7 protein-coding genes and 3 pseudogenes are annotated in these 14095 nt (G+C 51.7%); 3 read left to right on the top strand and 7 right to left on the bottom strand.

Going from position 1 to position 14095, the window contains the following annotated elements; genetic code table 11:
- Positions 1–140: 140 nt before the first annotated feature.
- Both LG52_RS05380 and LG52_RS05375 read right to left on the bottom strand, forming a co-directional pair.
- Positions 141–1493 (bottom strand): aspartate aminotransferase family protein, encoded by a 1353-nt coding sequence (locus LG52_RS05380; RefSeq protein WP_044731168.1) that lies wholly within the window; start codon positions 1491–1493, stop codon positions 141–143.
- Between the two features lie 207 nt (positions 1494–1700).
- Entirely contained in the window at positions 1701–3323 is a 1623-nt protein-coding gene (locus tag LG52_RS05375) for a PucR family transcriptional regulator (RefSeq protein ID WP_044731167.1), read from the bottom strand.
- Between the two features lie 227 nt (positions 3324–3550).
- Between LG52_RS05375 and gabP the strand changes: the two genes are divergently transcribed.
- Positions 3551–4942, top strand: coding sequence for a GABA permease (gene gabP / locus LG52_RS05370; protein ID WP_044731166.1), 1392 nt, complete (start codon positions 3551–3553; stop codon positions 4940–4942).
- Between the two features lie 198 nt (positions 4943–5140).
- Positions 5141–5398: a hypothetical protein gene (locus LG52_RS05365; protein ID WP_044731165.1), complete on the top strand. Its 258-nt coding sequence runs from the start codon at positions 5141–5143 to the stop codon at positions 5396–5398.
- A 342-nt stretch (positions 5399–5740) separates the two neighbouring features.
- On the opposite strand, the gene LG52_RS05360 is transcribed toward LG52_RS05365, so the two are convergent.
- The 4 genes and pseudogenes from LG52_RS05360 to LG52_RS05345 form a co-directional block, all read right to left on the bottom strand.
- Complete coding sequence (locus LG52_RS05360) at positions 5741–7180, bottom strand: site-specific DNA-methyltransferase (protein WP_044731164.1); 1440 nt, start codon at positions 7178–7180, stop codon at positions 5741–5743.
- 484 nt (positions 7181–7664) lie between these two features.
- A pseudogene (locus LG52_RS05355) lies at positions 7665–8819 on the bottom strand (DEAD/DEAH box helicase); the annotation flags it as partial.
- Between the two features lie 133 nt (positions 8820–8952).
- Positions 8953–10089 carry an IS110-like element ISGka2 family transposase gene (locus LG52_RS05350; protein WP_044731162.1) on the bottom strand — a complete coding sequence of 379 codons (1137 nt, stop codon included), beginning with the start codon at positions 10087–10089 and terminating at the stop codon, positions 8953–8955.
- A gap of 261 nt (positions 10090–10350) precedes the next feature.
- Positions 10351–12990: pseudogene (locus tag LG52_RS05345) on the bottom strand (AAA domain-containing protein); the annotation flags it as partial.
- 154 nt (positions 12991–13144) lie between these two features.
- On the opposite strand from LG52_RS05345, the gene LG52_RS05340 reads away from it, so the two are divergent.
- Entirely contained in the window at positions 13145–13831 is a 687-nt protein-coding gene (locus LG52_RS05340) for a hypothetical protein (protein WP_044731161.1), read from the top strand.
- 38 nt (positions 13832–13869) lie between these two features.
- Here the strand turns inward: LG52_RS05340 and LG52_RS20480 are convergent.
- A pseudogene (locus tag LG52_RS20480) lies at positions 13870–13992 on the bottom strand (ABC transporter); the annotation flags it as partial.
- Positions 13993–14095: the final 103 nt, after the last annotated feature.

The raw sequence follows: 14095 nt of genomic DNA, 5'->3' as shown, positions 1-14095 counted from the left end.
CTCCCATCCCGAAGCACAATCGCATAGGTGGGAGAACGTTTCGCCCTCGCGACAGCGACCTACTTCTATGTTTTTCCAAATGGCCGCACAAAAGCAAACAAAACGCCAGCCGTCGATCCGGCTGACGTTTGTCGTTCTTCTTATCGAATGGCCGCTAGCGCCCCGGTCAAGACACGAACCACAAACGAAAGTTCATCATCCGTGATGCAAAGCGGTGGCGACAGCGTGAGCACGTTGTTGTACCCGGCGACCGTCGTTCCGTTCTTGCCGATGATGAGGCCGTTTTCTTTGCAGCGATGGATCACTTGATTGACAAGCGACACATCGAGCGGCTCTTTTGTCGCTTTGTCAGCGACAAGCTCAATGCCGACAAGCAGCCCTTTGCCGCGGACGTCACCGACATACCGGTGGTCGGCCAAGTTCGTTTTTAGCTCGCTAAGCAGCCGCTCCCCTGCCTCGCGCGAGCGGTCAAACAACCGCTCCGTTTCCATGATCTCGATGTTTTTCAGCGCTACCGCACACGAAGCCGGATGGCCGCCAAACGTATTGACATGGCGGAAATAATCGTATTCGTCCGTTCCTTTAAACGCTTCATAAATCTCTTTTCGCACCGCCGTTGCCGACAGCGGCAAATACGCGCTCGTAATGCCTTTTGCCATCGTGATGATGTCCGGCTTGACGCCGTAGTTTTGAAACCCGAACGCCGCCCCCGTCCGGCCGAAGCCGCAGATGACTTCATCGACAATAAGCAAAGCGCCGTGCTTTTCACATACTTCTTTGACCGCTTTCATATACCCGTCCGGAGGAATGAGTACACCGCCTCCGGTGATGATCGGCTCCATGATCACGGCTGCGACCGTTTCGCTCAACTCCCACGTCATGGCGTCGTCAATGGCTTTCACCGCCCGCAGCTGGCGGGGATCGTCCGCCGCATCCGGGTCGCGGTACACATCCGGCGGCGGCACATGGATGAAACCTGGCGCAAGCGGCTCGTATTTGTATTTCCGCTGCGCCTGCCCGGTCGCGGCGAGCGCCCCCATCGAGTTGCCGTGGTACGCCCGGTAGCGGGAAATGATTTTGTACCGATGATGCTCCCCGCGCTGCTGATGGTATTGGCGGGCGATTTTAAACGCCGTTTCGTTCGCCTCTGACCCGCTGTTGGAAAAGAAAATCACATACTCATCCCCGAGCAGCTCGTTTAACTTTTCCCCAAGCTCGATCGCCGGCCGATGGCTTTGCGTGAGCGGGAAATACGCCAGCGTCTTCAGCTGCTCATACGCCGCTTCGGCGAGTTCCTCGCGCCCGTAGCCGACGTTGACGCACCAGAGCCCGGCCATCGCATCCAAATACTGATGGCCAGCTGCATCCGTCACCCAGCAGCCTTTCGCTTCGGCCGCAATCAGCGTTGCTTGTGGATTATATGGCTTCATCGAATGCCAAATATATCGGTCATCTTTGTCGAGCCACAGATGGTGGGTTTGTTCAGTTTTCATCTCACCTCTTGCTCCCTTCCATAATTGAAATTGAGTCATGTTAGAGACATTATCACTCAACTTCTGTCGCTATTCATTAGACAGAGTGTTAAAACGGTGAACACATTTGTTCCACAGTTTGACCACTGCGTTCGCTCCCAACCGCGACCGCAGGATATTTTTAAGCGAAAAGCTTTTTCACGAATCCGGCGTCTTGTCCGATCACCCTCAATCGGCCCAATGCTGCGCATTCCGCTGTCCGTATGAAATCCCGCCCGCATCCATCAAGTAGTCATACGCTTTGATCATCAGCTCAATGGCCAGTCGTTTATCGGCCACCATGAAATCTGGCCCAAGGAAGCTTTCTAACTTCTCTATGCGGTGATACAATGTTTGCCGGACGATAAACAGCCGTTTCGCTGTCTCTTGTTTCGAGCCGTTGCACTGCAAGTACACCTTGAGCGTTTCTAGCAGCTTCCCGTTGTACTTCCTGTCGTACTCGATAATCGGCCCTAAATATTGGCAGACCGTTTCGTGCAGATTGCTATATTTATCTAGAACCGTGATCATCCGGTACAAATGCAAATCATCGTAAAATGGACTGACCGCTTTATCTTTCAACCGGTTTCGAATTTTCAGCGCCTCCAGCGCGGCTCGATAACTTTGATTCATGGCAGAAAGAGAGTTGACAAACGTTCCAACGCCCATGGACAAGGAGGGAAGACGCGTCCGTACAAAATCTGACGCCATAATGGATTCCATTCCATCTTCGACCCGCTTTTTCCACGTGGACTCACCCCGCCAATCAAGGGCGATAAACGCCAGCTGCCGGCCTATTTCCACAGAAAACAAGAAAAACCCGCGCTGCTCAAATAGCGAACGGCATAAAAGCTTGAAATATGTCGAATCAAAATTTCCTTTTTGATGAGCCCTTTCCACCTTGCAAACCCACACAACTCCCCGACGGCTGTCAAGGGAGGGATGATGATCCAACAAAAAGGAAGAAATCTCTTGGTCTGAGTATTCTCCTTCAAGCCATCCTTTCAGCCACTCGTTTTCTTCCGTGCGCCGTTTCTCCTCGGCATAAAGGTTCCGCAATAAGTGTTGCGCCAAAGCAGTCGCGGTGCGGTCTAAAATGAGAAGGTCAAACTCATTGACATCGCGGCCGTCAGGGAGAAGGACCAGCTCCGCATACTCGGCGCCGAACAAAGAAATCGGCTTGACGACCGCATCTACGGGCCAGCCGCCGTTCCCCGAACAGATGCTGGCCTCGCGTTTCTGCCTCGGCCGACACGGAATGTACTCCACATCCCCGCCCTGCATTTTAAAAGCCACTTGATGGCCTAAACAATCATGCAAACACGTTAAAATCTCCCGATGGTCATGAACGGTCAACAGCTTTTTGTTCAACTCTTGGGAATACGATTCAAGCTGGGAAATCCTTTGATACTGTTGGTTGATCAAATGCGTATGGATGTCATGGGTGATTTCAACGAACGGGACTTCTTCAAGAAAAAGAATGAGCGGGAAATGGTGCTGGTTAGCCAACTCAACGGCCTCTTCTGGAATAGAGGAAGTATATGTCCCCAGCTCAATGCATAGACCAGAGGCATCACACTCAATCAGTTGCCGAAGCAGCGATAAAAACAGCGAAGCATCTTCCCGCCATCCGACTCCAGTGGATAAAATCAACTCTTTGCCGCGCAACAAGTTATTAATTTTCGTCACCTCGACGACATGCACCCATTTGACTGTTCTTGACAATCCTTTTTTTCCGGCGACAACGACCGCGTTTTCAAAATGTTTTCTCCTTAAAACGTCAGCGACCGTAAGAGGAAAGCTGCATTCCATCCTTGCCTCTCCCCCTTTTGCTTTGTCTTTATATCATAAATATTCTAAACTTTATAACTAAACTCCTTCTATAGCCGAGACGCCTATTGACAAATTGTCCAATGGAACTCCATTTTTAGTTGGCATTTTGTCTAATGTGTAGAGTGGATTTTTCCATATACACTAAAAATAATCATATAGTCAGATTATTTGATAAATTTAAACTCTTTTTGAGAGGGGGAATAGGGATGAATCATTCCGGTCTGCAAAAAGGATTGAAAGAGCGCCATATGGCTATGATTGCCATCGCTGGGGTCATCGGCGCCGGGCTGTTTGTCGGAAGCGGGGCTGTCATCCATTCAACAGGGCCCGGAGCTGTGTTTTCCTATGCCTTAGCGGGGGCCTTAGTCGTTCTCGTGATGCGGATGCTCGGGGAGATGGCCGCTGCCCGCCCAACGAGTGGATCATTTGCCGCCTACGCACATGAAGCCATCGGCCCATGGGCAGGATTTACGGTCGGATGGCTTTACTGGTTTTTCTGGGTGATTGTCGTTGCCATTGAAGCCAATGCGGGAGCAGCGATCATCCAATATTGGTTTCCTGACGTGTCGTTATGGCTACTCAGCCTTGTTCTGACCATTTTGATGACACTTACAAATATTTGGTCAGTAAAATCCTACGGGGAGTTTGAATATTGGTTCGCCTTCATCAAAGTAGCGAGCATCGTTCTTTTTCTCATTATTGGCTTAGTGTTCATTTTCGGCCTTGCCCCGGGCAGCGATCCGGTCGGCTTGAAAAATTTGACTGGCCATGGTGGATTGATGCCGCATGGGATCGGTTCCATCCTTGTCGGCATTGTTATCGTCATTTTCTCGTTCTTCGGGACAGAAATCGTGACGATTGCCGCCGGAGAATCAGCCGAACCGCAAGAAGCAGTGTCGAAGGCCACTAAATCGGTCACATGGCGGATTTTAGTGTTTTACATCGGCTCCATCGCCGTTGTCGTCACATTGCTCCCTTGGAACTCGGCGAGCGTGTTGAAAAGTCCGTTTGTCGCCGTGCTCGAACATGTCGGCGTCCCTGCGGCCGCGCAAATCATGAACTTTATCGTATTGACCGCCGTTTTGTCCTGCCTCAATTCGGGGCTGTACACGACGTCGCGTATGCTTTACTCCTTAGCTGAAAAAGGAGAAGCGCCGCAACAATTTTTGAAACTAAGCAAAAACGGCGTTCCGGTTCGAGCGGTCATCGCCAGCACGTTGTTCGCCTATATCGCCGTCATCATGAACTACGTCTCTCCAGACAAAGTGTTTCTCTTTCTCGTCAACTCTTCCGGGGCCATCGCACTGCTCGTCTATTTAGCCATTGCCGTCTCACAATTGCGCATGCGGCAAAAACTTGAGCGCGAAAACAATGCCGCCTTAAAAATCAAAATGTGGCTGTTTCCGTACTTGACTTATTTTACGATTCTCGTTTTGCTTGTCATCCTAGCCTCGATGTTGTTCATCCGCTCAATGGTTTCGCAGTTGTTGCTGACGTTGCTCATCACTGCCGTAGTCATCGTTTGCTACTTCGTCTTCGCCCGGCACCGCCTCGATCCAAACTACCAGCCGGCGGCATCCACAACAGCTAAAGATTGATCCCTATCACATGAACGGACGCCCGTCGACACGGGCGCTCGTTTTGTGTGGAACAGATCTTTTCCGCCCCTATCGTCCAAATCGCGCCGTCATGTAAAAATGACAACTTTTCAAACTTCCGTCAGCGCCTATTACATTAGCTTCCATTCCGTTGTATACTTATATTAAGAATAATTTCACAAACTAGGAGGACTAAACATGACCGTCCACGAACTGATGGAAATGGAGCATTTATTTGCCGAGCAATTGCAAGAAGGATATTACGTCATTCGCGAAACGTACCAAAACGTGCTCGTTGAGCCGGCAGGCGGCACCGTCCGGCAAGTGGACGCCGGGACGGAAGAAGTCGTCACCATCGTGTTTGATCCCGGCGACGAGTATTCGCTCATTCGCCTTGACACGTACACCTTCATTGGCGGCATTCCGTCTTGGCTCTTCACCACAAAGTGTACTTGACAAAGAAAGACGATCATGATAGAGAAAATCAAAACAGCGTTTTTCCTTTTAATACCATACGTCTCTTTGAGCAACATTGCTATCATGTTTGTCTTTAAAAGTCAAGTACATCTTTTGGTGATGAACCTCCGTCTTTAACCGAGCTTAAGGAAACAATTGCTACAGAATATGATGTATTTGTCCACAATCATTCGGCAACATCATACATGTAATCAACAGCTCCGAAGCAGTTGCCACCGGGCAATCGCATACATTTCAGCAAGAAAACACGCCATCATGACCGCAGCCGAAGTCAAGGCGGAAACGCCTCTCCTAAACTTTAGCGAGAACCAACCCGTTCGTTCAGCGAACGGGCCCTTTTGTTTTCAGCTCAAGCCGAAACACTTTAAATCCAATATCAAGCTCCGTCTTCCCCGTTTCACGGACGATTTTCTCCCCCGAACGGCGAATGCGCTCGCGGCCAATGTCGCAAATTGTCCGAAACCCTGCCCGATACGCCGCTGACGTTTTTGCAAGCCGCTCAGGAAGCTGCACCATCATAAACGACCGCCGCCCGCCGTCTTCGGCGTTTTGCTGCATCACCGCATGGGCTGTTGTCGCCGAGCCGGAAAAAAAGTCGAGGATGAGATCGTCGTCCCTCGTTGTCAACGCCACCATCCGCTGAATGAGCTTCACCGGCTTCGGGTAATCCATGACCGCCAGCCCATCGAACAGCTCCTTCAACTCTTTTTTCGCTTCTTGCGAATGGGATACTTCGTCATGCGTCCAAATCGTAAGCGGCGTCACGGTCGGCTTCACTTCGCTTAAAAACCGCTTCAAGCGCGGCACTCCATTGCCGTCTTTGCCAAACCAAATGCGGTTGTCCGCCATCAGTTCAGCGAAGCGCTCTTTCGTCACCCGCCAGCAATACCCATTGGGCGGTGAAACAACTCGGCCTCCTGGCGTCACGATGTCATAAATCTTTTCCGGAATCGGCGGGCCTACCGACAAATCGCCTGACGTCCATGGCCCCCGCGGATCATTATCCGGATTGGCATACCTCCCGTCCGCTTCCGGATGGCGCTGCAAGCCGTACCAAGCTAAACGGTCGATATTTTTCGCATAACACAGGATGAAGTCATGGTTGCGCGAGGCGAACTTGTTCATATTCACGGGCGAAAACGCCCGCTGCCAAATGAACGTTGCGACAAAGTTCCGCTCGCCAAAAATTTCATCGCACATTTTTTTCAAATTCGCCTGCTCCGTATCATCAATGGAAATAAAGATCGCCCCCGTCTCGGCCAACAGCGTTCTCGCCACCCAAAGGCGCGGATACATCATATTGAGCCAGCCGGCATGAGCGTGCGCTTCCTCCGCCTCCTGCCCCCGAACTGAGGCGTTCTTCTTTTGGCGCCAATGGTCTTTGTACATCAGCACTTTTCCAGTGTTGTAAGGCGGGTCGATGTAAATCATTTGCACTTTTCCTTCGTGAGACGAGCCCAAGAGCTTCAACACTTCCAAATTATCTCCTTCAATGTACCAATTGGTTGTCGTCTCCCACCACTTGCTCGCCGCCCGATCCAGGCGCAGCACTCCTCTAGGGGGTGTCTCGGCCAACCGCTTCGCCTCCGTCTTCCCCGGCCATGTGAACTCATACGATTCTTCCCGCCCCCCACAGCCGAGTTCCTTCCGCAGCCGATCCCAATCGATGTCCCCGTCCACCACCGCTTCAGGAAAGAGCTTCTTTACCGCTTCAAGCCTTGCATCCGCCACCTGTTTCCTTCTCCCACCGACGTTTGCCATGGCACGCTCCCCTCTCCTCCCGCGCCGCTCGATCCGTAGCGCGGGACTGCTTGTCCTCGAATCTTATTTCCATTATTTCGCCAGGGCGCGGCGGTTTCCTTCCTTCTTCCATAAAAACACCCCCGCCTTCTGCAAAAGAAAGCGGGGGAACGAAATCCTCTAAAACGAGGCCTCCCTTATTTCAAGAGCACCTTCATTTTACCATTGACTTTCTAAGGTTGCAACGAGCATTTTTGCACACCCCTTCCACCCCACAAAAAAAATAAAATGTGTTTATGTTAACTTGTACAAGTGACTAAAATCGTCAATCGTCCAAACCATTGGTATATCAACACAATATTTCTGCTACCGAAAGAAAAACCGTCATGCACACCTCCCCTGTTTTTTGACCGTTTTCGGACCGTGCACGGTTGCACTCCGCACCGAGAACCGGCCAACGAAATGGAGAAGGCGGCATGGCGGATGGCGCACGCTTATGCGATTTTCAGAGAGATGGATGATCCACCTCTTCAGGCTTAGGACAGCCGACCCGGTACATTCGCAGCGCGGCGCCGTCGACAACGAACGTTTGGGCTTTCCCATGCCGTGAAGCATAGTTTTCTAGCCTAAGCATAAAGTTCACTCCTTCATGGTATTCCTCGTTGCCGATCACTTGAAGCGACGGCGACATGAGTTGGCGCGAGAGGAAGATGATCGCCTTTTTCCGCGCCCGTGTGAGCGAGACGTTGAGGCGGTTCAAGCTGTAGATAAACTCCTCTTCCATCATGGCCAGTTCAGGATCAGCGACTCCATAGCTGATGATCACGGCTTCCGCCTCCTGTCCTTGCATTTTATCGACCGTGTCGACAAAAAACGGCGGACGCAGCCCTTGGCGTTCAAGCTCGCGGCGAATGGCGCGGATTTGGGCGCGATGCGGCGAAATGATAAACAGTCCATGGCGCCAAAACGCTTGATCGCCGTCTGATGTATCATCATACCGTTGTCCATTGTCATCAAGCAGACGCTCCCGAAGCACTTTCGTGATGCTCGCCACCCAGCGCGCTTCCGCCTCGTTTTCCTGCGTGCCGTATGCACCGTCGTAAACGCAAACAACAAGCGGATAATCGGGGTCAAGCGCCGCTTCCACCCATTCATCGGCAGAACGTGCGGCGGCAAGCGCCAACGTTTGAGAAGCAATACGCTTATTGAACGCCGTATAGTCCGACCCGTAAATCCGCTCGGCCGGGTAGCGGCAAAGCGCTTCATTCATGCGGAAATTGTCCGTCAATTGGCAGGTGAATCGCTTCTCGGCATCGGCGTCAAACAGCAGGCGGAAAATCGAGTCGAACAAGGGCGGCTCCCCTTCGGTGACCGCATACGTCCCTTGAATAATTGGCGGCAGTTGGAAGTGATCGCCGACGATGAGCAGACGGCCTGCTTTTTTGACGTGGCTCAACGCCAACAATGAATCGGCAACGCGAATTTGCGACGCTTCATCAAGGACGACGACATCAAACTCTTCATTTATATATCCTTTTTCGTACGCCTTTTGAATGCTGTACAGCGTAGCGCCAAGCACCCGATGGCCGCCGTTGCTGAGCCAGTCAGAAAGTTCGCGATCCGCCACTTCGGCCATCCCTTTTGCTTTTTCCGTGAAAATCCCCACCACTTGGTGAGTGCGGTATACGCTCCTGATCCGTGCGGGTATACTGAAAATGGCCAAAAAAGGCAATAGGAAAGCAGAGGTGCCCGATTTTAGGCATCTCGTATAACCTGTCTGCCTTTTGGCTAGACTAAATAAGTTGTGGTTGGCGGAACGGCTCTTTGCGGGAGATCATGCAAAAGATGATCACCAACATCCGCCGAGCAATGGCGATGAGGGCTTTTTTCTTCCCGCACCGGGCCGCCAACGACCAAAACTTTCGGGACAAGGGATGCGTCTTAGATCGAGCTGCTGACCATGCCGCCTCGCATAACGCCGATCGGAGATGGGGATTGCCTTTTGTCGTGCGCGTGCTCTTTCGCTTTCCGGCGCTTTCATGGTTGCCGGGGGACAAACCCGTCCATGAAGCCGCCCGTTCCGGCGTTTCAAAGACGCTCATGTCGGTTCCCATCTCCGCGATGATGACGGCGGCGGTTTGTTTTTTCACTCCGGGCATGGTCATCAGCAATTCGACTTCCTCACGATACGGCTCGAGCAGGCGGTCGATGTGCTGGTCGACTTCTTCGATGAACCGCTCCAATTCCTCAACGTGTTTCCACAAGAGGCGAAGGAGACGGAGCTCGTGTTCGGTCAAGGTGCCCAGCAGCGAATCGTACACCGCTTGCTTTTTCTTTTTGAGCCTTCCGCGCAGGCATTGATCCAGCTCGTCCTTGTCCACGTATCCCTTCTCCAGCAGCCGGGCAAGGATGTCTTTTCCGGAAACGCCGAAGAGATCGGAGAGGACCGAGCCGAGTTTGACATTGGAAGACTCGAGCACTTTTTGAATCCGGTTTTTCTCCGAACTCAACTGTCCGACCCACTTTTTGCGGAGGCGGGTAAAATCCCGCAATTCGCGAATATCCGCGGGGGGGACGAAACTTTTTTCAACGAGTCCATGGCGGAGCAGCTTGGCGATCCACTCGGCGTCAGAGACATCGGTTTTTCTTCCCGGGACATTTTTGATCCGTTGCGGATTGGCCAGTGTCAAGTCGACATAGCCCTCGAGGAAGGCGAAGACCGGTTTCCAATACACGCCGGTGGATTCCATGGCGACATGGGTGACGCCATGTTCTTCGAGCCACTCCAGCAGGTCGCCAAGTCCCTTCGAGAACGTGGAGAAGGTTTGAATGTCCTTTTGAATGTGTCCATCTTCTTCCCATAGCGCACAGGCGACGATGGTTTCGGCATGAACATCCAATCCTGCGCAGCGAGGATAGATGACATCCATGATGAAAATCCTCCTGTTCGATGATCGAGTGCGCAAACAGCGAATCCACGGGAGAAATGCGGCAGTTTTCCGTTCGTCGTCACCTTTCCTCCGCATCGGGAAAGGGCGGACAATGGGTGGTGCACCCAGTGGATTCGAACGCTTTTCCGTACAGGGTCCAAGCCACCATTAAGTATAACGTCCTATTGAACTGTTTGCGCCTACTCTTCATTATGGGAAGAAAAGGGGGATTTTCATGCCCGGGTGGAGGGCAAAACGTTGCCCATGGAACTTTTCCGTCTGAATCTCGCCGAGCTTGGCAATGTGGACACGGCGCCGCGGCACAAGCTCCTGAATTTTACGCAGGCAGTTTTCAATCGCCGCGTGGGTGAAGCCAGAAACAAGAATAGCGAGCCCCCGCCCCCGCTTCTCATAAATCGTCATAAGCAACTGAAGGGCAGCAGCGATAAAGTGCGTTTTCCCAGTGCCAGGCGGCCCCCAGACGAGCGTCAACGTATGGTGGAGAAAGTGGAGAAATGCCTGACGCTGGCTTTTTGTCAGTCCGCTTTGGCGGAGAAGCATCTTCACTTCATCTACATCCCAGTTTGGCCGAAACGTTTTCCGGTAGCGAGCCGGGTCGCGAATCAAACTAAGAATGCGGTGATTTTCCTGATCCAACTGTTGCAACGCCCGCAAGACGCGCGGCATAGTGAAATCAGCATGCCGGAGCGACAGCCAATACTCCTCTCCTTCCACAAGCGGGAAACGGTCGAGCCATTTGGGCAACTCGAGCTCGAGTTCAACCTTTTTGCCATGATCATGAATGGCGCGAATGCGGGTAAAGTACAAGTTGGCCCCTTTTGGCGCTGACCAGTCGCCTGCGTATTTGATATCAGGAAACGTCTGCTGCGCCTTTTCCCCTTCCTCATTGCACTCCGTCAAAAGCCAGCCCGCCTTCTGATCGATCGTTTCCAGCGCCTGGTGGTTGTTCAATCGGAACCGATCGCCGCCAAGGTACGTGACATGAAGCGTCACTCCGTTCTCAAGCCGCTCCGGAAGCGGGAGCAGGCGGCTTTGGCGAATATCCAAGTAGTTTAATAGCGCCTCGTAGCGCGCCATAAACGCCAACTTGGACACAAGCGGATCGCGGTAATCCGCCGAAGAGGGAAAACGGAATTTTTCCGGCCAAACGACAAGCGGAGGAGGATGGACGTTGGCAACCCACGCGCGGATGCCTTGAATGACGCTGCTCGCCGCCCAAAGGCGCCGGCTCAGTTCCTTCTCGACCGCTTTTCTTTTCTCCTCGTCCCCTGTTTGCCATGCGTCGTGCAGCACGTCCATTTTCATGGCGTTCGTCAAACGAAACGAAAAACGCTCACTCGCCGAGTACAGAAACGGCGAGTCATTGTAGGCCGCAATATATCGCGACAAGTCTTCAAGACGGTAAGCGACATGCACGGGCAAGGCGAACAACTGGCTCGCTGCGGTTGTCAGGACAACGACAGGAAGCGGAACCATTTCGCACGGATGATCGCTGGCGCTTGATAACACACTGCTATGAAAATAAGACAGCAGCCGAACCGCTTTTTCGTTATATTCTGGATCGAACAAAAGCTCTTGAAGCAGCTGCTGCACATTGTCCCATTCGTAGTTGTCGGCGACATACGCCTGCACGGACTTTTGCGCCCGCCACTCTCGCGCTCGGTTGTAATCGTGCACCATATGAAGCAGACGATCAAGCGCATCGGCAAAATTCCGGCCGACCGCGTCGCATTCCTCGAACGAACCGGCGATAACATGATGCATTTCCGATCCTGTTCCAAACACATCTGCCCCACCGACGCGGTACAACGATGCCGCCGCGATCTTGCCCGTCAACGGATCGCGTTGCGCGGTGAGAATAAGACGGATGTCTTCCCATATAGGCATATGTGTCACCGCACGATCATACGGAACGACTTTTTCTTGTGCGATGGCCTCAAGCTGCGCTTCAAGTCGTCGAAGTTGGCGCGCCAGCCCAGCGTTTTGTTTCAGCACATGCCTGTTTTCTTGACGTTCAAGAAATTGGCGAAACTCGCCGATCGTCTCGGGCAGCTGCCGCTCACGGATAAAGCGGGACGCGTGGCTCGATAAGTACGGAACGAGGGAAATGTGCTTCTGTTGCCGCGCTTTGTCTAAACAATAATCGTAAAACGGGCACCATTCGCAACGGTAATCGAAGTGCCAAAACAACTCGTCCGCCTGTTTTGTGGCCAGCGCTGTCAATTCGCTAGTTAAAAACTGTTCGATATACGGAAGCAGTTGACTGATATCAGCTGCTCGCGGCTGCCCTGCCCCGTACATCCATACGCCCGCTTCGCGCAAATCAACGTTGCCCGCAATGCCGTGCTCCTCTAAAATCAAAGACAAGATTAACGCATACAACGCCGTTTGCACGCGGTGGGAAAGTTTCAATACATCTGATGATTTGATGTCGATGATCCGAAACGCAAAGCCGTCTTGTTCCGATCTGCACTCAATCAAATCCGGACGGCACGCCGCAAACCGGATCACGTGTGGATCCAACCCGTACCGTTCATAAAAGCGAGGCGGCGCGATCAACGTCGGTTGATACAAGTAGCGTTTGCTCGGCCGTTTCAGCTCTTGGATCGTCTCCACGCCATCCAAAAAGCAGTGGGAAAGCGGCATGCCTGGCAATCGCTTCCCCATTTTCACCTGGCCGGCCAAATGTGTCGAAATCACTTCCTCTTCCCACTCAACTCCGCGGAGCAACACACTCTTATGAACGCTAGGCCGCTCAAACAGCTCTTTGGGCACATCGAGCTCGCCGCGCTGTTCTTTCGCCAATGACTGAAAGTAAAAATTCCGCTCGCATTCATGGTAAAAATAGCTTGCGATTTTCGCAGGAGAAACGTAGAGCATAATCCCGATTCCTTTCTTTCTAAAAAAGATCTTGGCCGCTTTGTCCATTCATTGTATCATATGTTTAACCGCTTTCCTATATACACCATTCCTGCTTGTTTGACAAGAACATATGTGCTATAATGAAAGAAATGAGGATGAAAGAGGTGCCAAAATGAGCGAAGAGATTTTTTTGCAGTTGTTCGACCGACTCGGCCATATCGAAGATACGCTGCATCTCCTCGTCGAAAGCCATAAGCGGTTGGAAGCGGAACAACAGGAGATTCGGAAAGAGCAGCAGGAAATTCGAAGAGAACAACAAGAAATAAGAAAAGAACAGCAGGAAATTCGAAGAGAACAACAGGAAATACGGAAAGAGCAGCAGGAAATCCGAAGAGAACAACAAGAAATAAGAAAAGAACAGCAGGAAATTCGAAGAGAACAACAGGAAATGCGGAAAGAGCAGCAGGAAATCCGAAGAGAACAACGAGAAATTCGAAAAGAACAGGAAGAATTCCGTCGGATCCAGCAAGCTCTCCTTCAAGGCCAAAAGCGGTTAGAAGAAGAACAAGCGCATATCAAAGCCGGTCAAAAAGAGCTGTATGACCTGATGTCTGCTCTTCTTCACCGCCAAGACGAAACCGATGCCGCACTGGAAGCCCTCGCAATGGACGTGCATAAACTTCACGGTGAAGTCTCTTCCATCCACCAAAGACTCGACTCCTTAGAGAAAAAGGTTGATGCCCATGCCCAATCATTCACCGAGCAGCTGAACAACGTGAAGCTTGACATCACCTTCCTCTCAAACAAAGCCATTGAACACGAACGGGAAATCTACAAAATTAAACAGGTCATTTTATGATGATAAAGCAGGCGGGGCTGTCTAAGCCCGCCTGTCCATCATTCAAGCCCTTGTCCCACTTGTTTGATCATTTCCGACACCGACGTCAATCCGCCGCCCGAGAGGTACCAATAATTTGGATCCAAGTACACAATATGGCCGTTTTGGTACGCTTTGGCTCTTCACCACAAGTTGTACTTGATGATTTAAGATCGGTGTGCATAGCGAAAATAGAGGGTACAAAAAATGCGAATTTTCCTGTATGGTAAAGGTGACCAAACCAAA

This window comes from Geobacillus kaustophilus (assembly GCF_000948285.1).
Lineage (GTDB): Bacteria > Bacillota > Bacilli > Bacillales > Anoxybacillaceae > Geobacillus > Geobacillus thermoleovorans_A.
This window is presented reverse-complemented; position numbering and strand designations above follow the sequence as displayed.

Coding starts and splice junctions, on each gene's coding strand:
- LG52_RS05380 (WP_044731168.1), bottom strand. CDS start 1,493: ATGAAAACTGAACAAACCCACCATCTGTGGCTCGACAAAGATGACCGA.
- LG52_RS05375 (WP_044731167.1), bottom strand. CDS start 3,323: ATGGAATGCAGCTTTCCTCTTACGGTCGCTGACGTTTTAAGGAGAAAA.
- gabP (WP_044731166.1), top strand. CDS start 3,551: ATGAATCATTCCGGTCTGCAAAAAGGATTGAAAGAGCGCCATATGGCT.
- LG52_RS05365 (WP_044731165.1), top strand. CDS start 5,141: ATGACCGTCCACGAACTGATGGAAATGGAGCATTTATTTGCCGAGCAA.
- LG52_RS05360 (WP_044731164.1), bottom strand. CDS start 7,180: ATGGCAAACGTCGGTGGGAGAAGGAAACAGGTGGCGGATGCAAGGCTT.
- LG52_RS05350 (WP_044731162.1), bottom strand. CDS start 10,089: ATGGATGTCATCTATCCTCGCTGCGCAGGATTGGATGTTCATGCCGAA.
- LG52_RS05340 (WP_044731161.1), top strand. CDS start 13,145: ATGAGCGAAGAGATTTTTTTGCAGTTGTTCGACCGACTCGGCCATATC.